Below are 21335 nucleotides of genomic sequence, written 5' to 3' on the forward strand. Positions count from 1 at the left end.
TATTTATTTTTTTAGAGAAGCTTCATATTCTTTATACTCTTTATCTGTAGCTGGCACTTTAATTTCACCGGCTGTAATTTTCTTTTCAAGCTCTTCTACTTTTGTTAAAATTTCAGGGTTAACTTTTTTCACGTTATCAGTTGTTTTTGAAATACCAATACCGTCATCTTTTAAGCCAAACTCTTCAATTTTCCCACCTTTTAAATTCCCATCTTTTGCTTCTTTAGCTACTTTTTCTACTGCTACATCAACACGTTTAATCATTGAAGTTAATGTTACATTTTCAGGCATACCTTCTTGATGTTGGTCACGGTCAACACCGATTACCCAAACATTTTCACCTTTTTTCTTACGGTTTTTCGCTTCTGTGAACACACCGTTACCTGTACCACCAGCAGCATGATAAATTACGTCTACGCCTTGACCATACATTGCTGAAGCAAGAACTGTACCTTTTTCAGGCTTATCGAATGCTTCTGCATATTCAGATACGATTTCAATGTTTGGATTTACTGCCTTTGCACCAGCTTTAAATCCATTTTCAAATTTACTAATTAAATCACTTTTCATTCCACCAACAAATCCTACTTTATTCGATTTTGTTGACATAGCTGCTACCGCACCTACAAGGAATGATCCTTCATGATCTTTAAACGTAATGCTCGTTACGTTCGGTGCATCTACAACAGTATCTACGATTGCAAATTGTTGTTTTGAAGATTCTTTTGCTACTTCTTTAATTGCACCTTCTAATTTATAACCAATTCCGAATGTTAAATCATATTTATCTTTTGAGAATTTTTTTAAATTCGGAATATAATCAGCTTCTTTTTCAGACTGAAGGTAACGATAATTTGTCTTTTCTTTTAAACCATTATCTTTACCAAACTTTTGTAACCCTTCCCAAGAAGATTGGTTAAATGACTTATCATCAACGCCCCCAACATCCGTTACGAGACCAACCTTGAAGTCTTTATTGTCTTTCGTGTCTTTCTTGTCACTGCTCGCCTTATCCGAGTTACCACATGCACCTAAAACTGTACTTGCTGCTAAAGTTAATGATAATAAAAGGCCTGCTTTTTTCTTCATACTAGAAACCCCTCCAAAAATGATATATATTTATTTATTCTTACGCTGCTGTTCCTTACTTCTTGCTGTCACCTCCCTAAAAAGGAATTTACCTACATACGCTTTCTTAATACGTGGAAGCTAAATTTATCAGCTCTAAAGTAATTGATAGAATATAAGATTGGCTCATCATTTTGATCATAGTGCATTTGTTTTAATACAAGCAGCGCTGTTTCAGGCTCACATTCTAAAATTGGTGAGATTTTAGGGTGATAGCCAATTGGCTCAATGTGAGCAACCGCATATGTTATGCGCTTATGCGTGTTATTATGTATCACCGTTAATAATGATTCCTCATTGTAACCCGATAAGTCTGGCAATATTTCTTTTGCAAGTTTATCGATACAATACACAACAGGTTCCCCATCTGCTGTACGCACGCGTTCAATCATCACTGCATTAAAACCATCTTCACTATTAAACTTCTCTTTTTCCTCTTCTGTTAAAGTTGTAGTAGATGATGATAAAAAGATTGTTCCTGGTGTTTTCCCCACACTAGAAATCATATCTGTAATACTAGAAAGTTGTTCTATTCCAGAAGAAAATAATGGCTTTGCATTTACAAATGTCCCTACACCATGTCTACGAATGACAACATTTTCTTCTTCTAAAATACGCAACGCTTCCCTTAAAGTCGCTCTACTTACGCCAAGTTCTTTCGCTAAATCAAACTCTGATGGTAACTTTTGTCGTTCTTTATAAGCGCCATCTTTAATTTTTTCTTTGATGTGATCAATCACCCGTAGATATAGGTGACGACTATCAGATTTTACTGACATAAGACTCCCCCGCATTTCAATTATTCGACCTCTGATGTAAGACTTCTTTTCTCTTTTTTCAACTTACAACATAGTACAAATGACTAAACACCAAAATAAGTGTAATTGTCGAATAAATAATAATAATTTTTTAAAATAAAATTTTCACTCTTTATTGCATAAAAAAAACTTTGCACCATAAACATTCCTCATTTCGAGAAAAAGTTCGGCACAAAGATCCTTTACATCCTTTGTTACACACTTTTCCCCTCATAGTCTAGCAATTCATGGTTGCCAGGTAGAAACTTATGGACCTTATCTCCAAGATTATATGAGGCAGTGATTCTTTTCGAAGTAATCTTACCACTTGCTCTCATACGTGTCAACAAAATCTAACATTTTTCTGCATTAAATATCGAACATTTACATAAAACATACTCAAAGTATTCGTATTCTAAAGGGCACCCCTAAATGTAAGCCCTTTCTTTATTGCTGAGTATAGTATATAACAAAAACACTATATAAAAAAGCCTAATTGTAAAAACAATTAGGCTTTTTTTAAGAACTTTTTTCTTGTACATCATTAATGAGTACTTCTCTCGGTTTACTCCCTTCATACGGACCTACTACACCATTCATTTCCATTGCATCAATTAGGCGAGCAGCTCGCGTATAACCTACTCTAAACCTACGTTGTAACATAGAAACAGATGCTGTTTGCATTTCCACTACAAGTTGAACCGCTTCATCATATAATTCATCTTCTACTTCCTGCTTCGTATCAGGAACATCTTGCGGAATCATATCTTCTTGATATTGTGCTTTTTGCTGTCCAATAACATATTCTACAACTCTCTCAACTTCATCATCTGATAAAAATGCGCCTTGTACACGTACAGGTTTCGATGCACCAATTGGTATAAACAGCATGTCTCCACGACCTAGTAGCTTCTCTGCACCACCACCGTCAAGAATTGTACGAGAATCTGTTTGAGAAGATACAGCGAATGCAATACGTGATGGAATATTTGCTTTAATAACACCCGTAATAACGTCAACTGACGGACGTTGCGTTGCAATAATTAAATGAATACCAGCAGCACGAGCCATTTGCGCTAGACGCATAATCGCATCCTCTACATCAGACGAAGCAACCATCATTAAATCTGCTAACTCGTCCACAATTACTACAATATAAGGTAATTCGGGTTGTTTCGCTTCTGATTGACTATTATGCTCTTTTATATAATCGTTGTATCCTTCAATGTTACGTGTACCACTATGAGCAAACAATTCATAACGACGTTCCATTTCACTCACAACTTTTTTCAATGCTTGCGATGCTTTTTTCGGATCAGTTACAACTGGCGTTAACAAATGAGGCACACCGTTATATACATTTAGCTCTACCATTTTCGGGTCAATCATCATTAATTTTACTTCATGTGGTTTTGCACGCATTAAAATACTAACAATAATACCGTTAATACATACACTTTTCCCGCTACCTGTCGCACCAGCTACGAGTAAATGAGGCATTTTATTTAGACGGGCTAATACAGCTTCACCTGTAATATCTCGGCCAAGACCAATTAACAACTTCTCTTCCGGATGATTATTAGCCTTAGAGTCAAGAACTTCCCTCAGCGTTACCATCGAAACTTCTGAGTTTGGAACTTCGATCCCTACAGCTGATTTCCCGGGAATTGGCGCTTCAATACGAATGTCCTTTGCAGCTAAAGCAAGGGCTAAATCATCACTTAAACTGACAATTTTGCTTACCTTTACCCCCATATCAGGATACACTTCATATTTTGTAACTGCAGGACCTCTATGCACTTTTGTTACTTTCGCTTTCACTCCGAAACTTTGGAATGTACGTTCTAATTTACGAGCATTCTCATAAATTTCCGCATTTTCATTTGTAACTTGCTTATTCTTTGGAAATTTTAATATATCAAGTGAAGGAAGCTTGTAATCTTTATTTTCTACATTTGAAAATTGCATAGGAGGTGCTTGCGCTTCACTCTCTAACGATTCAACAATTTTTTCTCCACGCTTTTTCTTTGGTTCTTCAATTGGCGGAGTCTCTTCAATAAACGGTGAAGTGATCAACTCTTCTTGCTCTACTTCGATTCGTTTATCCTCTTCTTCATTTACAGGATAATTCTCAGTGAAATTCGAAATAATCGGAGGATCAATTGAGATTTCTTCCATCGGCTCAATAATTTCTTCTTGTTCTGCAGCACGTTTGCTTCTTGTGCTTCTTGTTGTTTTTTTCTTTTCTGTTTGTTCAGCCGTTCTTTTGGCTCTCCAATCTTTATAATCCCCTTGCATCACTTGAAACTGACTTCTAAGAATTCTACCAACTGGAGCTAACACTTCTCCAATATGCTTATTTGTTATACAAAGTATACCGAGAATAACTAGAATAATACCAATGATATAAGCTCCTACTTCGTCAAATAAGAAGTAACATGTTGCGAACATAAGCGCACCAAACATACCACCACCTAAATGAACGCTATCTGGCCCCTTTTTCATTTCAAGAAAGAAGTTATCTTTCGTACTCACAATAACAGAAGTATTTTGCACTGCTCCATCTTTTGTAAGAAGGTTAAATAATGTAATATGACTAAACATTAATATCGCCAATACAATTAAATAAAATCCAATTAATCGTTTATTTAAAAGGTTCGGCCATCCGCGTTTTATAACAAAGGAAACCGATAAAGCTATTACACCTAACACACCAATTATGTACCACTCACCAAAGAAGAAGCGAAAAAATAACACAAACGATTTCCCTACAACGCCTAGCTGTAAAATCGTAATGATTGAAAGTGCAAAAAGAGTTAAACCGACGATTTCATAATACAAAGTTGGCTTTATCGTACGTCTTGCCTTTGCCTTCGTCCCTCTTTGCTTTTGTTTTGCCATTTCTTCACCTCGTGTTCTACATATAAGTAAAGCTCCCTTCAAAACGCTCTATTTATATGTCTGTTTTCTCTATTTTTCTGGTCTTTATATCTTCTATTTTTACACTTCTTGTAAAATGCTAAATAAACAGAAGAAAGCAGCCTACTCATGGCTGCTCAACCGTCTTGTTTTTTATATTATACCATAGCTTCTAAACAAAATCCTTCTTTTTGCTAAAAGGTTATTTTCTGACCGGGCTCAAACTCTAAATAGTGAAGTGGGTCCGTACTTAGCACACGTACAATAGAATAACATCCATGTTCCTCTTCAGAAACCATTAATTCCACACCATTTATATTTACAACTTTTTGACTTTCACATTGTGAATAATCGACCGGATACACAAGTTGCTCTGGCATAATTGTATATAAAATCATTGTAGCATTGTCCCTTCTGTACTATCTTCCGCACGAACATCTATTAATTCGTTTAATTTTCGAATCGCATTTCCAATACCGCCGACATCATCTATAAGACCGTACTTTACTGCATCCCCACCAATTACATTCGTCCCAATATCTCGCGTTAAATTTCCTTTCGCAAACATAAGCTCTTTAAAACGATCTTCTGTTACTTTCGAGTGCTTCGTCACAAAACGAATGACTCTTTCTTGCATCTTATCCAAATACTCAAATGTTTGTGGCACACCTATGACAAGACCTGTTAAACGAATTGGATGAATTGTCATCGTCGCAGTTTCCGCAATAAACGAATAGTCAGTAGAAACAGCAATCGGTACACCGATGGAATGTCCCCCACCTAAAACTAGAGATACTGTTGGTTTTGAAAGTGAAGCTACCATTTCAGAAATTGCTAGCCCAGCTTCAACGTCACCTCCAACTGTATTTAATATTAAAAGCAAACCTTCAATTTTCGGATTTTGTTCAATCGCAACAATTTGCGGAATGATATGCTCATATTTTGTTGTTTTATTTTGCGGTGGTAATTGAACATGACCTTCCACTTGTCCGATAATCGTTAAACAATGAATACGTGATTCATTCATCTGTGGTACATTTGTCTGTCCAAGCTGTTGAATTTTTTCAACTATTGAAGCCTCTTTTCCAGCTTCTTTTGGCTCAGCTTCTTTTTCTTCATTTGTATATCGATCACGTTCTGTCATTTCGCATCCCCTTTCACTCGTATATAACTATTATTTCTTAAGTTATAAATTTCATTCGATAGGGTTAAAAAGAAAAAAGATCACCCATAAGGGTGATCTTTTTATACTTCCATAATAATCGGTAAAATCATAGGTTTTCTCTTTGTCTCTTCGTACAAGAACTGTCCTAATAATTCACGAATATTTTGTTTTAACATTGACCATTCAATTGAATATTCTTTAATTGACTGCTCAACAATCATACGTACAATCTCTGTAGATCGTTCAATTAACGCTTCTGATTCACGAACATATACGAAACCACGTGAAATGATTTCTGGGCCAGAGATAATTTTCTTTTCATCTTTACCAAGCGTTACAACAACTACTAGTATTCCATCTTGAGATAACATCTTTCTATCTCGAAGAACGATATTACCAACGTCACCTACACCTAATCCATCAATTAAAACATTACCAGCTTGTACTTTACCGACTAAGTTTGCTTCATCGTCACCAAAAGCAATTACATCGCCTTTTTCTACGATAAAGATATTTTCTCTTGTAATACCTACATCTTCAGCTAAATATGCATGTGCTTTTTGCATACGGAACTCACCATGTACGGGTACAAAGTACTTTGGTTTCATTAAATTTAACATTAATTTTAATTCTTCTTGGCTACCGTGACCTGACACGTGAACTTTTCGTTCACCGTAATAAACAACTTCAGCTCCAGCTCTAAATAACAAATCAATAATTTTTGATACAGATATTTCATTACCCGGAATTGGCGAAGCAGCAATGATAACAGTATCACCTTTACGAATTGAAATTTGTTTATGCGCTTGTTTTGCCATTCTAGATAGAGCAGCCATCGGTTCACCTTGACTACCTGTCGTTAAAATAGCTACCTTTTTCTCTGGGAAGTTGTCTACTTCTTGTAATGAAATAACCATACCTTCTGGAACATCTAAATAACCAAGACGTCTTGCAATGTCTACTACTTTCACCATACTACGTCCTACTACTGCTACTTTTCGCCCTGTTTCAGCAGCTGCATCAAATACTTGTTGAATACGATGTACATTCGATGCAAATGAAGCAACGATAATGCGACCTTCTGCGCCGTAGAACACTTTAGAGATTTCTACACCAACTTCTTTTTCTGAACCTGTATAGCCTGGGCGCTCTGCGTTTGTACTATCAGATAATAAGCAAAGTACGCCTTCATTTCCGATTTGTGCCATTTTACCAAGGTCTGCTCCACTATTTCCAATTGGAGTTTGATCGAATTTAAAGTCTCCCGTATATACGACTGCACCTTTTGATGTATGGAAACAAACGCCAACAGAATCCGGAATACTATGTGTCGTTCCGAAGAATGACACCGTTGTAGTGTTAAATTCTACTGTTGAATTTGAATCGATTGTTTTTAGGTCTACACGGCCTAACATGCCCGCTTCACCAAGTTTTTCTTGTATAAGTCCTACTGTTAATTTCGTTGCATAGACTGGAATAGATAATTTACGAAGTACATACACAATTCCACCAATATGATCTTCATGACCGTGAGTAATAAATAAACCTTTTACTCGCTCTTGATTTTCCACTAAATATGTAATATCAGGAATAACGATATCAATTCCAAACATTTCATCTCCCGGGAACATTAACCCTGCATCTACGATAAAGATTTCAGAATCAATTTCAACACAGTACATGTTTTTCCCGATTTCACCTACTCCACCAAGAGCAAATACTTTAACAGACTCATTCTCTTTTCTCTTCATGTTGTTGCCTGGTTTAAAAATCTTGCAAACACTGATTTCACTAAAATTGCAGAGACACCAGGGGAAACTCTACAACCACCATATTTTCACCGTCCAAGACGAATGTCCTTACCGTTATGCGATATCATGTCCTTGTTTATTTTTTAAACCAGGTTTCACCTCTCTTTCATTATATAAATCAAATATCTTATTCGATATGATATGAAAATTTAATTAAATTATAATTTTTCCCAATTTTGCTAAGCATACCCGTACTAAGCTACTTAGCCATATTATACCTGATACAAGAAATAGAACACAAGTTAAATCGTGCGAAAGAAAGAGGAAAAGAACGGAATGACAACAAAAGTATCGAACGTATTTCCTTTATATTTACTCCGATTTTATACTCCATATTATTTTGAAGAACTAGCCATACATACGCTAAATTCATTTCATAATAGGGAGTTTCAAGATTTATTTTTCTAGAATCCAACAAAAACACTTACAAAATGGAGTTTTTTTATGAATTACGTCACATTTGAGGGGATTTCTCTAAAAACAGACACCGTAGTTTATTACGTTTATGCCATAATATCTATCATTTTTTGACTCAGTTAAAGGGGTACGATTATTTTCTTATACACATAATGAAGAAGCGATTAATATTCTTATAAGAACACATATAAGTAAGAAAAAGAGGAAAAGATTTGCATATAATAAAAAATGACCTAGTTCTACACTAGGTCATTTTTTATTAACGAGGGATAGATTGCATTACAGATTGTAACGTTACTCTTTCTTCTTCTGTTAATGGAAGAAGTGGTAAACGTACAGAACCTACATCTAATCCAACCATTTGTAACGCTGTTTTTACTGGAGTTGGACTTGGCGCCATAAATAATGAATCAGTTACTCTTACAAGTAATTGATGTAATTTTTGTGCCTTCTTAAATTCTCCTGCTTGAAATGCTGTAATCATTTCTTGCATTTCGTTTCCGATAACATGAGAGGCTACCGAAACGATACCTTTCGCTCCAACTGCCATAGCTGGTAACGTTAAACCGTCATCACCGCTGTATACCGCAAAGTCGTCCGCTGTTTTTTCAATGATTTCTGTCATTGTTAACACATCGCCGCCGGCATCTTTAATAGCAACAATGTTTTCTATTTCTGATAAACGAACAACTGTATCAACGGAGATTTGTACAATAGATCGTCCTGGAACGTTATATAGCATAACCGGAAGCGGCGTGCTTTCAGCAATTGCTTTAAAATGCTGATACATTCCTTCTTGACTCGGTTTGTTATAATACGGTGCTACTAGCATTACTGCATCCACACCAACTTCTGTTGCCTTTTTAGTTAAGTCAATAGAAGCATGCGTATTATTGCTACCTGTTCCAGCGATTACGGGCACTCTTTTATCGACAACAGATACGACATGGCGATATAACGCTACTTTCTCTTCTGAAGTTAATGTAGGAGATTCTCCTGTCGTTCCTCCTACCACGATTGCTGTTGTACCGTTATCAATTAAATAATTTACCAATTTCGTTGTCTTTGCAAAATCGATATTCCCGTTTATATCAAACGGTGTTACCATCGCGGTTGCAATTGTCCCAAAATCTATCATGGTCTCACTCCTTATTGTTCCAGTTGCTTTTCTTTTGAAAGCTCAAACGCACTATGTAATGCATTTACAGCCTCCACTAAATCAGTTTCTTTTACAAGAACCCAAATTGTTGTATGACTATCTGCCGATTGCAGGATTTGAATACCTTTTTCCGCTAAAGCTGTAACGATTTTCGCAGTAACCCCTGGGTATCCTGCCATTCCAGCCCCAACGATAGATACTTTCGCACAATGTTCTGTCACAATTGGCTCATATCCAAGGTTCTGTAATAATTTAACTGCATGACTTGATACATTATCACTCACCGTATATGCTACGCCAGTAGGTGAAATATTAATTAAATCAACACTTATTCCTTCGTTCGCCATCTCTTTAAACACATGTTGTTGCAAATCATATGCCGTTTCTTTTGCAAGCACTTTAATTTGCGTTACGTTTGATACGTGGGCAATGCCTGTAACAGGACGTTCTTCTACATCACGACCTCTTGTAGCACCGTCATATGCTGAAATAAGCGTACCTTCACTATCAGAATACGTAGAACGTACACGAAGTGGCACTTTTGCATGCATCGCAATTTCAACTGCACGTGGATGAACGACTTTCGCACCTTGATAAGCCATGTTACAAATTTCGTTATACGTTACAGTTTGAAGATGACGTGCATCTTTTACAATACGAGGATCCGCAGTCATAACACCTTCTACATCAGTGAATATATCGATGTATTCAGCATGAAGTGCAACACCTAATGCTGAAGCTGAAGTATCACTACCTCCGCGTCCAAGTGTTGTCGTATCACCTTTTTTCGTTTGTCCCTGGAATCCTGTAACGACGATTACATCTACATTTTCTAACTCTTCATGTATACGATCGCAATTCATTTCAATAATCTTTGCATTCGTAAAGTCATCATTCGTTACAAAACCAGCTTGTGCACCATTTAATGCTGCTGCTTTTATACCGTTCTCATTCAACATATTAGAGAAAACAATTGCAGAGATTAACTCTCCACACGATAATAATAAATCTTGCTCACGCTTAGAAATAGTAGATTCCTCTTGATTTACAAGACTTAATAACGTATCCGTTGCATATGGTTCACCTTTACGGCCCATAGCAGATACGACAGTAACTACTTTATAACCAGCAGCTAATGATTTTTTTATATGATGAAGCGCATGCTTACGTCCATTGTCATCACGTACTGATGTGCCACCAAATTTTTGAACAATTATTTTCATATTTTGCACCTTCTCTTAGCCGTTTACACTAATTGTAATTTTACTAAGCGCTCTGCAATTTGAACAGAATTCCATGCAGCGCCTTTTAATAAGTTATCAGATACGACCCAAAGATGGAATCCTTTATCGTTATTTAAATCTTTACGGATTCTTCCAACGAATACTTCGTTTTTACCTACTGCAGTAGCTGGCATTGGATATAACTGCTCTTCTGGATTATCTTGTAGAACAATACCTTCCGCATTTGCAAGTAAGCTCTTTAATTCTGCTACTGTTACGCCTTCTTTTTCTACTTCGATGTAAACAGACTCAGAGTGTCCTGATACAACTGGTAAACGTACACATGTTGCCGCTACTTCTAATTCAGGCATATGCATAATTTTTTTCGTTTCGTTAATCATTTTCATTTCTTCAAACGTAAATCCATTATCTTGGAATTTATCAATCTGTGGAATCGCATTAAAAGCAATTGGGAAATGCTTCTTATCACCTGATACAGGAAGAACATTTGCCTTAACTTCTTCGCCATTTAAGATTGCTTGTGATTGTTCATGCAGTTCTTCAATAGCTGCCGCACCAGCACCTGATACAGCTTGATATGTGGAAACGATTACTCGTTTTAAACCATATTGCTGACGAACTGGCTCAAGAGCTACTACCATTTGAATTGTAGAACAGTTTGGATTTGCAATAATACCATTATGTTCTTTTAAGTCGTTTTCATTTACTTCAGGTACAACAAGTGGCACGTTTTCTGTCATACGGAATGCACTTGTATTATCAACAACAATCGCACCGCGTTTTGCTGCTTCTGGCGCTAATTGTTTCGATACAGATCCACCAGCACTAAATAGTGCAATATCTACTCCTTCAAAGCTTTCAGGAGTTGCCTCTTGAACTGTAAATTCTTCGCCTTTAAATACAAGTTTCTTACCTGCAGATCGTTTAGATGAAAGTAACGTTAATTTCCCGATTGGAAATTCTCGTTTCTCTAAAGTATTTAACATTTGTTCACCAACTGCGCCGGTTGCTCCAACTACAGCGACATGAAAAGTTTTTTGCTTTTCCATCACTATGCCCCTTTCTAGATACCAATCCTTCTATAACTTAGAATCAGAAGGAGTATACAATACCCCTTCTAATCTTAATAACGTTAATTTTATCATATTCTACAGTAAGAATGATGGTTTCATCAAAAATTGTCCGTTTTTTTTCGTTTTTTAATTCATATATCTGAATTTTTCTACGACTACCGGTTGCAATTGCTTTCCTTGCAGCGCTTCTAATACTGTATCTTCCAGTAACTCCATACGAGCTACCATTGAGTTCGGTTTTTTCTCTGGCGCATCTTGACCGAATGGGACGAAGTAGATGTTTTTTGTTGCCATTAGGCGCATGAGATTTACCCCATTTAACCCTAAAGCATCATTCGTCGAAACTGCCAATACGACAGGCTTGCCATTTCTTAGCGTCGCTTTTGCTGCCATTAGTACTGGAGAGTCTGTCATTGCATTTGCAAATTTACTCATAGAATTTCCTGTTAAAGGAGCGATTACCATGCAGTCTAATGGAATTTTAGGTCCAAGTGGCTCTGCTCCAACAATTGAATTAATTGCTTTAAAACCTGTTATTTCTTCAATCTTCTTAATCCACTCTGCTCCTTCTCCAAATCTAGTATTTGTTGATTGAACAGTGTATGAAACAACAGGACGTACTTCTGCTCCTTCAGCAATTAATTTTTCTAAGTGCGGCATAACTTCCTCATACGTACAATGTGAACCTGTAAATCCGAAACCAATTCGTTTCCCCTTCAAACTCATTTCTTTTCCTCCTCCTTTGCGATTGCATCTGCTGCTAATAACTGAGAAAGAACATTTGCTAAGATTTGCCCAGCCGTTTTTGGGGCAACAATACCTGGTAATCCAGGTGCTAGCAATGCTTTGACTCCTCTTTTTTCTGCATATCTAAAGTCGGTACCGCCTGGTTTAGAAGCTAAATCAATCACTAACGTATGAGCTGGCATTTTTGCAATAACATTCGCTGTTACAACGAGGTGCGGAATCGTATTAATTACAATATCGATATTTCCTACTTCTTTCTCTATGTCTTGCATATGAAAAGGAGAAAACATCATTTCTGTAATACGTGCAATATGTTCAGATCGTCTTGCTCCAACTTTGACATGGGCTCCTAATGATTGAAATGCTCTCGCAACACTCATTCCTGTTCTACCAAATCCTAGAACCATTACATTGGACCCATGAATTGTATAGTCGGTATGTTGAATTACCATCATTAATGTACCTTCTACCGTTGGAATAGAATTGTATATTGCTACATCATCACGATCAAATAATTTAACAAGTTTTCGGTTCGTAGTAGATACGAGATTTTCCAAGTAAGGTGTACCAATACCTGAATATATAGTAAAGTGTTCTGGTGTATTTTCAATTTGTTCTTTCGTTATTGAAACTTTTTCATTTGAAAAAATAGTATCTACTTCTCCTTTGGCATTTGTACCGGCAACCGGCAAAATAATTGCGTCTACAGAAGTGAAATCTAAATTTTGTATACTTTCTTTTGCTGCCCCTGTGAAACCATGATCTAACTGATCAAAACCTATCAAAGAAAGTTTCGCATCCAATTCAACTAGCTTACGAATTACTTCTAGCTGCCTTGCATCTCCTCCTATGACAGCAATATGCATCTCAGTCAACATTCCCTAATTCACCTTCTTTTTCTGTCATTTATAAGAAAAGTGCCTACTTTTTCTTTTTCCTCCACATCATATGTAATGTACGAGTTTATGGTGATTGAAAATCCAAATGCACATATGATTTATCAGGTTTCTATGTAGATACAAAAAAAGATGACCAAAATGGCCATCCTTCACTCCGAATTTGAACGATCTATACTATCACAAAGAAGCATATCGTGTCCGACTTTCTTTATTTGACTCCATGCCACCCTTACTTCTTGTGGTTCCTTTTTAAAACCTCCCCACTTCCCTACAGGTATTATAAGTGTTTGTATTTGCCCGTCTTTCTCATTAATCTCTAAATCCATATAACCTAAGACTCCCATTTTTTCCGCTTTTTCTATATCTACAACCTCTTTACCACTTAATTCACTTAATCGCATACACACTCCACTCCCCTAATGAATTTTTCATTTGCATTGTCTATAATTAGTACCTATTCTATATGTATAAAAAAAATAACCTTCTCTCATTTAAAAAGAGAGAAGGTTATTTTTTTTACATCGTAAAAATTGATTATAGTTTTATTCCTTTTGGAAGTTTTCCGTCTGGACTAATAAGTGCCGCAGAGAACTCGTCAGTAAACATATTGCGAATTAATCCGTCCACATTTTCTTTTGTTACAGTGTTTACACTTTCAATAATCTCATCAAGTGAACGATGTTTACGAAGAAGCAATTCATTTTTACCGTTACGGCTCATACGGCTATTTGTACTTTCTAAACTTAACATTAAGTTTCCTTTTAATTGCTCTTTACTATTCATAAGCTCTTTTTCTGTAATACCTGTATTTTTCAATGTCTCTAATGTTTCTTGCATTGTTTCATACAATGTATCTAATTGTTGGCTACCTGTTCCACCGTAAAGTGTTAACATGCCTGTATCTTCATAAGAAGAGTGGTAAGAAAATACTGAGTAAGCTAATCCACGTTGCTCACGTACTTCTTGGAATAAACGGCTACTCATGCTACCGCCTAAAACATTATTTAATACAATTAAGTTATAAATATCTTCGTGTCCCATTTGTAAGCCTTTATATCCTAGACATAAATGAGCTTGTTCCGTTTCTTTTTTACGGGCTACCTTATTGAAATGGAAAATTGGGCTATGTACTTGTTCACGGTTTGTTGTTCCTTCATAACTACCGAAATATTGCTCCACTGTTTGTAAAAATGCTTCATCAATATTTCCTGCGATTGATACAACTACATTTTCAGGTGTATAATGATCTTTTATATATTGACGTAACGTATCACCTGTAAACGTATCAAGCGTTTCTTCTGTTCCTAAAATAGGATATCCAAGTGGATGCGTTTCATATGTTGCTTTCGTTAACATATCATGCACAATATCATCTGGAGCATCTTCGTACATTTTAATTTCTTCACATACGACATTCTTCTCTTTTTTCAGTTCTTCCTCATCAAATGTTGAATTAAAGAACATATCTGCTAAAACATCTAAAGCATATTTAGCATGCTCATCTAATACTTTTGCATAGTAACATGTATATTCTTTTGAAGTAAATGCATTCACTTGACCACCAATGCTATCAAATGATTCTGCAATCTCTCGTGCACTACGTGTTTCTGTCCCTTTAAAGAACATATGCTCTAAAAAGTGAGAAATCCCATTATTTTTTTCATTTTCATTTCTTGATCCCGCATGGATCCAAATACCAATTGCAACCGATCTTACAGTTGGTATATTCTCCATAACTATTCTTACACCATTTTTACAAGTATATTTTTTAATCAAAAACTTTCCTCCTACTGCCAGTTTCTCTAAATAAAACGCTATTATTTAATGATAACAAGTTTAAGGATGAATGTCATGCAAATGTATTTAATCCACACGTTTTTCATCCAGTAATTCAGTTATATTCCCCACTTTATATCCTTGTTCCTTCAATTTTGTAATCATTATATCTAAAGCCTCTGCTGTAGACGAAGTAGGATGCATTAATATGATAGCACCTGGATGTATTTTTCTCATTACTCTCTGCAATAGTACATCCGGCTCAGGGCGCTTCCAATCAATCGTATCTACAGTCCACATAATCGTTCCCATTTGAAAATCATCTGCAATCTTTACGACTTCATCTCGAAAACTTCCACTCGGCGGGGCAAACCATCTTACTTTTTGATTCGTTACTACTTCTATCATTCGATTTGTTTTTTGTAACTGATCTCGTATTTCATCTGACGATAACGTTTTCATATTTGGATGTGTGTATGAGTGATTTCCAACTTCTTGTTTTGCATCGACAATCATTTTTGCAAATCGCAAATTTTCTTTCACCCAACGTCCTTCTAAAAAGAAAGTGGCCTTCACATCATGCTTTTTCAATATCTCTAATATGCGAGGCAAATACTCATTTCCCCATGCCACATTTATTGTTAATCCTACCATCTTTTTATTTGGATGCCCTCTATAAATTGGAGCTGGTGATAAATCTTCTAAATGAACACTCGGTGAGACTTCTCTGAATTCAAGATATTTTTGATCAAATTCCTTTAGCTTCTTCATATTATTATACGATGCTTCAATATCCACTTGTCTTCCATTATATCCAGGTGTTGCCTTCCATATTTTATCAATCATCGCATTTTGAGGTGCAATCTCATACTGTTTTGCATGCTTTTGAATTTCTTCATGCAAGTTATCTTGCGCAAAAACAGAATAAGAGCCTAAACTGACATATAAAGAAAATATACATATGTATGCCAATATACGAACTTTCATATAAACCCTCCCAAATTAACTATATAAAAACATTTTCTTCTTATCTTTGTTAATTTGAGCGTTATAATGAAAACTATACCTATACCGACATAAAAATATATTGAACATCATGTTTTTTACATAACAAAAAAAGCCAGTTAAACTGGCTTTTACTTATTGCTGCTCTTGTTTGTTTTCTTCTTTAGCAGCTTCTTTTTCTTGCTCTTCTTTTAGCAATACTTTTCTAGATAGATTTACGCGACCTTGCTTGTCAATCTCGATAACTTTAACTGTAATTACATCACCGATTTTGACAACGTCTTCTACTTTACCTACACGCTCAAGTGCAAGTTCAGAAATATGAACTAATCCATCTTTACCGCTGAATAATTCAACGAAAGCACCGAATTTCTCAACACGTTTCACTTTTCCTTCGTAGATTTCACCTACTTGTACTTCGCGAACGATATCTTCGATAATTTTCTTAGCTTTGTCGTTCATTTCTTGGTTTATTGAAGAAATGAATACTGCGCCATCTTGCTCGATGTCAATTTTAACGCCAGTTTCTTCAATAATTTTATTGATTTGTTTACCGCTCGGTCCGATAACGTCACGGATTTTATCTGGATCAATTGTCATTGTAATAATCTTTGGAGCGTACGCTGATAATTCAGTGCGTGGCTCTGGAATAACAGATAACATATGATTTAGAATGTGCACACGACCAACTTTCGCTTGTTGTAATGCCTCTTCTAAAATTTCACGAGATAGACCATCGATTTTAATGTCCATTTGTAGTGCAGTTACACCTTGTGCTGTACCTGCTACTTTAAAGTCCATATCACCTAAATGATCTTCCATACCTTGAATATCAGATAAAATTGTGTAATGCTCACCAGTTTTAACTAGACCCATTGCAATACCTGCAACTGGAGCTTTAAGTGGAACACCAGCATCCATCATTGCTAAAGTACTACCACAAATACTTGCTTGTGAAGTAGAACCATTTGATTCTAAAACTTCAGATACAAGACGTACTGTGTATGGGAAATCTTTTTCAGATGGAATTACAGGCTCAAGTGCGCGTTCTCCTAGTGCACCGTGACCGATTTCACGACGACCTGGTCCACGCATTGGTCTTGTTTCACCAACACTAAATGATGGGAAATTGTAATGGTGCATAAAGCGTTTTGATTCTTCTACACCAAGACCATCTAAAATTTGCACATCGCCTAATGCACCTAATGTACAAATACTTAACGCTTGTGTTTGTCCACGAGTGAACAAACCAGAACCGTGTGTACGAGATAAAATACCAACCTCTGATGCTAATGGACGGATTTCGTCACCTTTACGGCCATCTGGACGGATTTTTTCAACTGTAATAAGACGACGTACTTCTTCTTTTACAATTTTATATAAAATCTCATTTACTTGTCCTAATGTATCAGCGTCAGCTTCCTGCGCTTCGTAATGCTCAATAACACGCTTTTTCACTTCGTTAATTGCATCTTCACGTGCATGTTTCTCATGTACTTGAATTGCTGAATGCATATCTTCTTCAGCCATTTCACGTACAGCTTGGTTAAGATCAGCGTCAACTTCATAAAGTTTCACTTCTGATTTCTCTTTACCTACAGCTTGTACAATCTCTTCTTGGAATGCAATTAGACGTTTAATTTCGTCATGACCAAACATAATTGCTTCTAACATTGTTTCTTCAGGTACTTGATCTGCTCCTGCTTCAACCATGTTAATCGCATCTTTCGTACCAGCTACAACTAAGTGGATATCACTTTGTTCTTGCTGTTCTACTGTTGGGTTAATAACGAATTCGCCATTAATACGGCCAACTGTCGCACCAGCGATTGGACCTTCAAATGGAATATCTGAAATCGATAACGCTAATGAAGAACCAAGCATAGCTGCCATTTCAGAAGAACAATCTTGATCAACACTCATTACAATGCTGACAACTTGTACTTCGTTACGGAAGCCATCTGCGAATAGCGGACGAATTGGACGGTCGATTAAACGACTTGCCAAAATTGCTTTTTCACTTGGACGACCTTCACGCTTAATAAAACCGCCAGGAATTTTTCCGACTGCATATAAACGCTCTTCATAGTTTACTGTAAGTGGGAAGAAATCTACATTTTTTGCTTCTTTTGATGCAGTTGCTGTAGATAGAACCGCTGTATCGCCATATCTTACTAATACTGCTCCGTTCGCTTGTTTTGCAAGCTGACCAGTTTCAACTGTTAGCTGGCGACCAGCTAAATCTATCGAGAAGACTTGCTTTTCTTGACTCATTTAAGTACCCCTCTCAATTTAAAGTATTCAATTCTTCTATGTAAATGGATAGTATATCACAATATTCTACCTCTAGTATTGCCTAAAATTAAGTAAGCTATAAAGCGTAGAAGATATATTTTTACCTAACAAAAAAGCGGGAATATTCCCGCTTCTTTGACTATCGACGTAAGCCAAGCTTTGTGATTAATTCACGGTAACGTGTGATATCGCTATTACGAAGGTAAGTTAGTAAGTTACGACGTTTACCAACCATCTTTAATAGACCACGACGTGAATGATGATCTTTCTTGTGAGTACGTAAGTGCTCGTTTAGAGTGTTAATTTGCTCCGTTAGGACAGCAATTTGAACCTCTGGAGAACCAGTATCAGTCTCATGAGTTCTAAATTGTGCAATGATTTCATTTTTACGTTCTTGTGTTAAAGCCATCCTATTTCACCTCCTATTAATTAAACCCCCAATTACCTAGCAAGCGTCGGTGAGTCGCAATGCCAAGCAATGGTTGTCATAAAGTACATAACATAGAATACTACTTTTCATTTGAAAAAGCAAGTATATTCTTTTCGCTCATAAAATATTCTTGTGCTGTTTTCTTATCTTTTGCGATTTGTTCAACTAACTCATCAATACCGTTGAATTTCTTTTCTGCTCTTATACGCATATGCCACTCTACTGTAACATTTTGATCGTATATATCTTTGTTAAATTCAAATAAGTGCACTTCAATTGATAATTGACGCTCATCTTCTTTAAAAGTCGGTTTATATCCAATATTACATACACCATCGTACCATTCATCGTGAACTTTTAATCTCACTGCATAAACACCTACAGGTGGCAATAAATACTCATCACTTAAACCTACATTAGCTGTCGGGAAACCAATTTGACGCCCACGTTTGTCGCCGTGTATAACTGTTCCCGCTACAGTATAGGCTCTACCTAAAATAGATGGAATTTGCTCCATTTCGCCATTTCGAATTAACTTTCGTAATGCTGTAGAACTTACTTTCTCTTCTTGAAATTCAACTTTTTCAATCACAGTCTGTGTAAACTCCCCTCTTGCATGAAATGGTAAAGTCTCCATCTTTCCTTTTCCTAAACGTCCATATGAATAATCAAACCCTGCTACTACATGCTTTACATTTAAACCAATAATATAATCATCTACAAATTGTTGCGGTAATAACCCTGCAAATGATTCATCAAATTTAATCACATATAATATATCGATTCCTAAGCTTTCGACTATTTTTTCTTTATCACGCATTGGTGTAATATACTCCACATGCGCATCCTTTTTCCCTAAAACAACAGATGGATGAGGATGAAATGTCATAACTGCACTTTTATATCCTCGTTCGTCCGCTATTTTTTTCGCAGTTCGAATTACACATTGATGTCCTAAATGAATGCCATCAAAAAATCCTAATGCCATTACAGTAGGTGGTAATTCTAATTTATTTTGTTCATGTGGATGAGTTAAATGAATAAGTTTCACGCTTGAATTCACCTTTTTCTGTAATAATCCTTCCAATAATTCATTATAGCTTTAGTTCTTGATTATTCACAAGTACTTTCATCGGCTTTAACATGCCAGGATGTTTCGGATGATGTTCATAAATTGCTAAGCAACGATCATTTTTATCAAACACTGTAATAAATGGTGCTGTTATTTCTAATTCATTCTTTAAGAACATACCATTCTTTATTTTCTCTGCTTGCTTTTCATCTACAACCATTTTTGGAAACTTACTTAATGCTTCATCAATTGAAATGAAGATAGACTCTACTGTTCCATTTTGCACGTTTTCTTCAATTTCTTCAAATGATATGCAATCTTCTAATAAAAATTCACCAGATGCCGTTCTTACAAGGTGAGACATATGTGATGGGAAACCAAGTTTCTCCCCGATCATTACAGCTAACGTTCTTACATATGTTCCTTTACTACACGTTACACGGAAACGGAATGAAATATTTTCTCCTTCAAAAACTTCACGATCATCAAGTAATACGAATTCATGAATTGTAATTGTACGAACTGGACGTTCCACCTCTTGTCCTGCTCTTGCATATTCATATAATTTTTTCCCGTTTACTTTTACAGCCGAGAACATTGGTGGCATTTGTTCAATCGTGCCTGTTAATTCCGCAAGGACTTTCTCTACTTCCATACGAGTAATAGTACGATCTACATTTTTCGTTTCAACAACCTCACCAGAAGCGTCTTCAGTTGTCGTTGAAAACCCTAATGTTACTTCACCTTCATATGTTTTCGTTTCACTTGTTAAAAATTGTGCAATTTTCGTTGCTCTTCCAACGCAAATTGGTAATACTCCTGTTACATCTGGATCTAATGTTCCCGTATGACCAATTCTCTTTTCTCGCAATATCTTTCTTAATTTAAATACACAATCATGTGATGTCATGCCTTTTGGCTTATGTAATAATACTACACCTTCCATATATGTTCACCTCATCATAATTCTTTCGTATTAAATATCCAAAACTTATTTTGCATTGAAAAAATGGATAGACAAATGTCTATCCATTATTCTTCACGTTTACCGTCTTTATTAATTTCATGTAAAAGTGTATCAATTCGATGACCATATCCGATAGACTCATCAAACTCAAAGGTAATTTCCGGTGTTTTACGAAGACGAATACGTTGGCCAATTTCTGAACGAATAAAGCCTTTTGCCTTCGCTAAACCTTTTAAAGTATTTTCTTTCTGTTCTTCGTCACCTAAAACAGAAATATATACTTTAGCAATTTGTAAATCACCACTCACTTGTACATCTGTTACTGTAACAAATCCAATACGTGGGTCTTTAATTTTACGACTGATAATATCGCCTAATTCTTTTTTCATTTGCTCGCCCACACGGTTCGCACGTAATTTCATAACTCTTCA

Annotated in this window: 19 protein-coding genes and 1 riboswitch; all 19 genes read right to left on the reverse strand. The window is 36.1% G+C overall.

Features of this window, described 5'->3' with window-relative positions; translation table 11 throughout:
* Positions 1–3 precede the first annotated feature (3 nt).
* Entirely contained in the window at positions 4–1089 is a 1086-nt protein-coding gene (locus tag MHH55_RS12975; protein ID WP_000725771.1) for a BMP family lipoprotein, read from the reverse strand.
* 92 nt (positions 1090–1181) lie between these two features.
* Entirely contained in the window at positions 1182–1907 is a 726-nt protein-coding gene (locus tag MHH55_RS12980; RefSeq protein ID WP_000114182.1) for a GntR family transcriptional regulator, read from the reverse strand.
* 232 nt (positions 1908–2139) lie between these two features.
* Positions 2140–2241: riboswitch (purine riboswitch) on the reverse strand.
* A 203-nt stretch (positions 2242–2444) separates the two neighbouring features.
* On the reverse strand, positions 2445–4826 hold the full coding sequence (locus MHH55_RS12985; RefSeq protein WP_001118782.1) for a DNA translocase FtsK: 2382 nt from the start codon (positions 4824–4826) through the stop codon (positions 2445–2447).
* A 212-nt stretch (positions 4827–5038) separates the two neighbouring features.
* Positions 5039–5242 carry a YlzJ-like family protein gene (locus MHH55_RS12990; RefSeq protein ID WP_000605036.1) on the reverse strand — a complete coding sequence of 68 codons (204 nt, stop codon included), beginning with the start codon at positions 5240–5242 and terminating at the stop codon, positions 5039–5041.
* The gene (gene tepA, locus MHH55_RS12995; protein WP_000139806.1) at positions 5239–5988 is read right to left on the reverse strand and encodes a translocation-enhancing protein TepA; all 750 of its coding nucleotides are present in this window, start codon (positions 5986–5988) and stop codon (positions 5239–5241) included. The genes MHH55_RS12990 and tepA overlap by 4 nt, the downstream gene beginning before the upstream one ends.
* Before the next feature lie 101 nt (positions 5989–6089).
* On the reverse strand, positions 6090–7760 hold the full coding sequence (locus MHH55_RS13000) for a ribonuclease J (protein WP_000823096.1): 1671 nt from the start codon (positions 7758–7760) through the stop codon (positions 6090–6092).
* 736 nt (positions 7761–8496) lie between these two features.
* Positions 8497–9375, reverse strand: a complete 879-nt coding sequence (gene dapA, locus MHH55_RS13005) for a 4-hydroxy-tetrahydrodipicolinate synthase (RefSeq protein WP_000564763.1) — start codon at positions 9373–9375, stop codon at positions 8497–8499.
* Positions 9376–9386: 11 nt separating this feature from the next.
* Positions 9387–10619: an aspartate kinase gene (gene dapG, locus MHH55_RS13010; RefSeq protein ID WP_000692451.1), complete on the reverse strand. Its 1233-nt coding sequence runs from the start codon at positions 10617–10619 to the stop codon at positions 9387–9389.
* 23 nt (positions 10620–10642) lie between these two features.
* Complete coding sequence (asd, locus tag MHH55_RS13015) at positions 10643–11689, reverse strand: aspartate-semialdehyde dehydrogenase (RefSeq protein ID WP_000414846.1); 1047 nt, start codon at positions 11687–11689, stop codon at positions 10643–10645.
* 150 nt (positions 11690–11839) lie between these two features.
* Positions 11840–12439 carry a dipicolinate synthase subunit B gene (dpaB, locus tag MHH55_RS13020; RefSeq protein WP_000053596.1) on the reverse strand — a complete coding sequence of 200 codons (600 nt, stop codon included), beginning with the start codon at positions 12437–12439 and terminating at the stop codon, positions 11840–11842.
* Positions 12436–13338: a dipicolinic acid synthetase subunit A gene (gene dpaA / locus MHH55_RS13025; protein WP_000954735.1), complete on the reverse strand. Its 903-nt coding sequence runs from the start codon at positions 13336–13338 to the stop codon at positions 12436–12438. Before dpaA ends, dpaB begins: the two co-directional genes overlap by 4 nt.
* 170 nt (positions 13339–13508) lie before the next feature.
* Positions 13509–13760 (reverse strand): YlmC/YmxH family sporulation protein, encoded by a 252-nt coding sequence (locus MHH55_RS13030; protein ID WP_001239759.1) that lies wholly within the window; start codon positions 13758–13760, stop codon positions 13509–13511.
* A gap of 133 nt (positions 13761–13893) precedes the next feature.
* Entirely contained in the window at positions 13894–15135 is a 1242-nt protein-coding gene (locus MHH55_RS13035; RefSeq protein WP_000592986.1) for a M16 family metallopeptidase, read from the reverse strand.
* A gap of 87 nt (positions 15136–15222) precedes the next feature.
* On the reverse strand, positions 15223–16122 hold the full coding sequence (locus tag MHH55_RS13040; RefSeq protein WP_000868227.1) for a polysaccharide deacetylase family protein: 900 nt from the start codon (positions 16120–16122) through the stop codon (positions 15223–15225).
* A 153-nt stretch (positions 16123–16275) separates the two neighbouring features.
* Entirely contained in the window at positions 16276–18414 is a 2139-nt protein-coding gene (pnp, locus tag MHH55_RS13045; protein ID WP_078186343.1) for a polyribonucleotide nucleotidyltransferase, read from the reverse strand.
* A 160-nt stretch (positions 18415–18574) separates the two neighbouring features.
* Positions 18575–18844, reverse strand: coding sequence for a 30S ribosomal protein S15 (rpsO, locus tag MHH55_RS13050; RefSeq protein WP_001229392.1), 270 nt, complete (start codon positions 18842–18844; stop codon positions 18575–18577).
* Positions 18845–18944: 100 nt separating this feature from the next.
* Entirely contained in the window at positions 18945–19916 is a 972-nt protein-coding gene (ribF, locus tag MHH55_RS13055; protein ID WP_000766706.1) for a bifunctional riboflavin kinase/FAD synthetase, read from the reverse strand.
* Positions 19917–19959: 43 nt separating this feature from the next.
* Entirely contained in the window at positions 19960–20883 is a 924-nt protein-coding gene (gene truB / locus MHH55_RS13060; RefSeq protein WP_000399352.1) for a tRNA pseudouridine(55) synthase TruB, read from the reverse strand.
* Between the two features lie 86 nt (positions 20884–20969).
* The gene (gene rbfA, locus MHH55_RS13065) at positions 20970–21326 is read right to left on the reverse strand and encodes a 30S ribosome-binding factor RbfA (protein WP_000776437.1); all 357 of its coding nucleotides are present in this window, start codon (positions 21324–21326) and stop codon (positions 20970–20972) included.
* Positions 21327–21335 lie beyond the last annotated feature (9 nt).

The sequence above is a fragment of the Bacillus sp. FSL K6-2944 genome (assembly GCF_038005385.1).
GTDB classification, from domain to species: Bacteria; Bacillota; Bacilli; order Bacillales; family Bacillaceae_G; genus Bacillus_A; species Bacillus_A cereus.

Excerpts from the sequence above, each read along its gene's own strand:
- MHH55_RS12975 (WP_000725771.1), bottom strand. The coding sequence starts at position 1,089 with ATGAAGAAAAAAGCAGGCCTTTTATTATCATTAACTTTAGCAGCAAGT.
- MHH55_RS12980 (WP_000114182.1), bottom strand. The coding sequence starts at position 1,907 with ATGTCAGTAAAATCTGATAGTCGTCACCTATATCTACGGGTGATTGAT.
- MHH55_RS12985 (WP_001118782.1), bottom strand. The coding sequence starts at position 4,826 with ATGGCAAAACAAAAGCAAAGAGGGACGAAGGCAAAGGCAAGACGTACG.
- MHH55_RS12990 (WP_000605036.1), bottom strand. The coding sequence starts at position 5,242 with ATGATTTTATATACAATTATGCCAGAGCAACTTGTGTATCCGGTCGAT.
- tepA (WP_000139806.1), bottom strand. The coding sequence starts at position 5,988 with ATGACAGAACGTGATCGATATACAAATGAAGAAAAAGAAGCTGAGCCA.
- MHH55_RS13000 (WP_000823096.1), bottom strand. The coding sequence starts at position 7,760 with ATGAAGAGAAAAGAGAATGAGTCTGTTAAAGTATTTGCTCTTGGTGGA.
- dapA (WP_000564763.1), bottom strand. The coding sequence starts at position 9,375 with ATGATAGATTTTGGGACAATTGCAACCGCGATGGTAACACCGTTTGAT.
- dapG (WP_000692451.1), bottom strand. The coding sequence starts at position 10,619 with ATGAAAATAATTGTTCAAAAATTTGGTGGCACATCAGTACGTGATGAC.
- asd (WP_000414846.1), bottom strand. The coding sequence starts at position 11,689 with ATGGAAAAGCAAAAAACTTTTCATGTCGCTGTAGTTGGAGCAACCGGC.
- dpaB (WP_000053596.1), bottom strand. The coding sequence starts at position 12,439 with ATGAGTTTGAAGGGGAAACGAATTGGTTTCGGATTTACAGGTTCACAT.
- dpaA (WP_000954735.1), bottom strand. The coding sequence starts at position 13,338 with ATGTTGACTGAGATGCATATTGCTGTCATAGGAGGAGATGCAAGGCAG.
- MHH55_RS13030 (WP_001239759.1), bottom strand. The coding sequence starts at position 13,760 with ATGCGATTAAGTGAATTAAGTGGTAAAGAGGTTGTAGATATAGAAAAA.
- MHH55_RS13040 (WP_000868227.1), bottom strand. The coding sequence starts at position 16,122 with ATGAAAGTTCGTATATTGGCATACATATGTATATTTTCTTTATATGTC.
- pnp (WP_078186343.1), bottom strand. The coding sequence starts at position 18,414 with ATGAGTCAAGAAAAGCAAGTCTTCTCGATAGATTTAGCTGGTCGCCAG.
- rpsO (WP_001229392.1), bottom strand. The coding sequence starts at position 18,844 with ATGGCTTTAACACAAGAACGTAAAAATGAAATCATTGCACAATTTAGA.
- truB (WP_000399352.1), bottom strand. The coding sequence starts at position 20,883 with ATGGAAGGTGTAGTATTATTACATAAGCCAAAAGGCATGACATCACAT.
- rbfA (WP_000776437.1), bottom strand. The coding sequence starts at position 21,326 with ATGAAATTACGTGCGAACCGTGTGGGCGAGCAAATGAAAAAAGAATTA.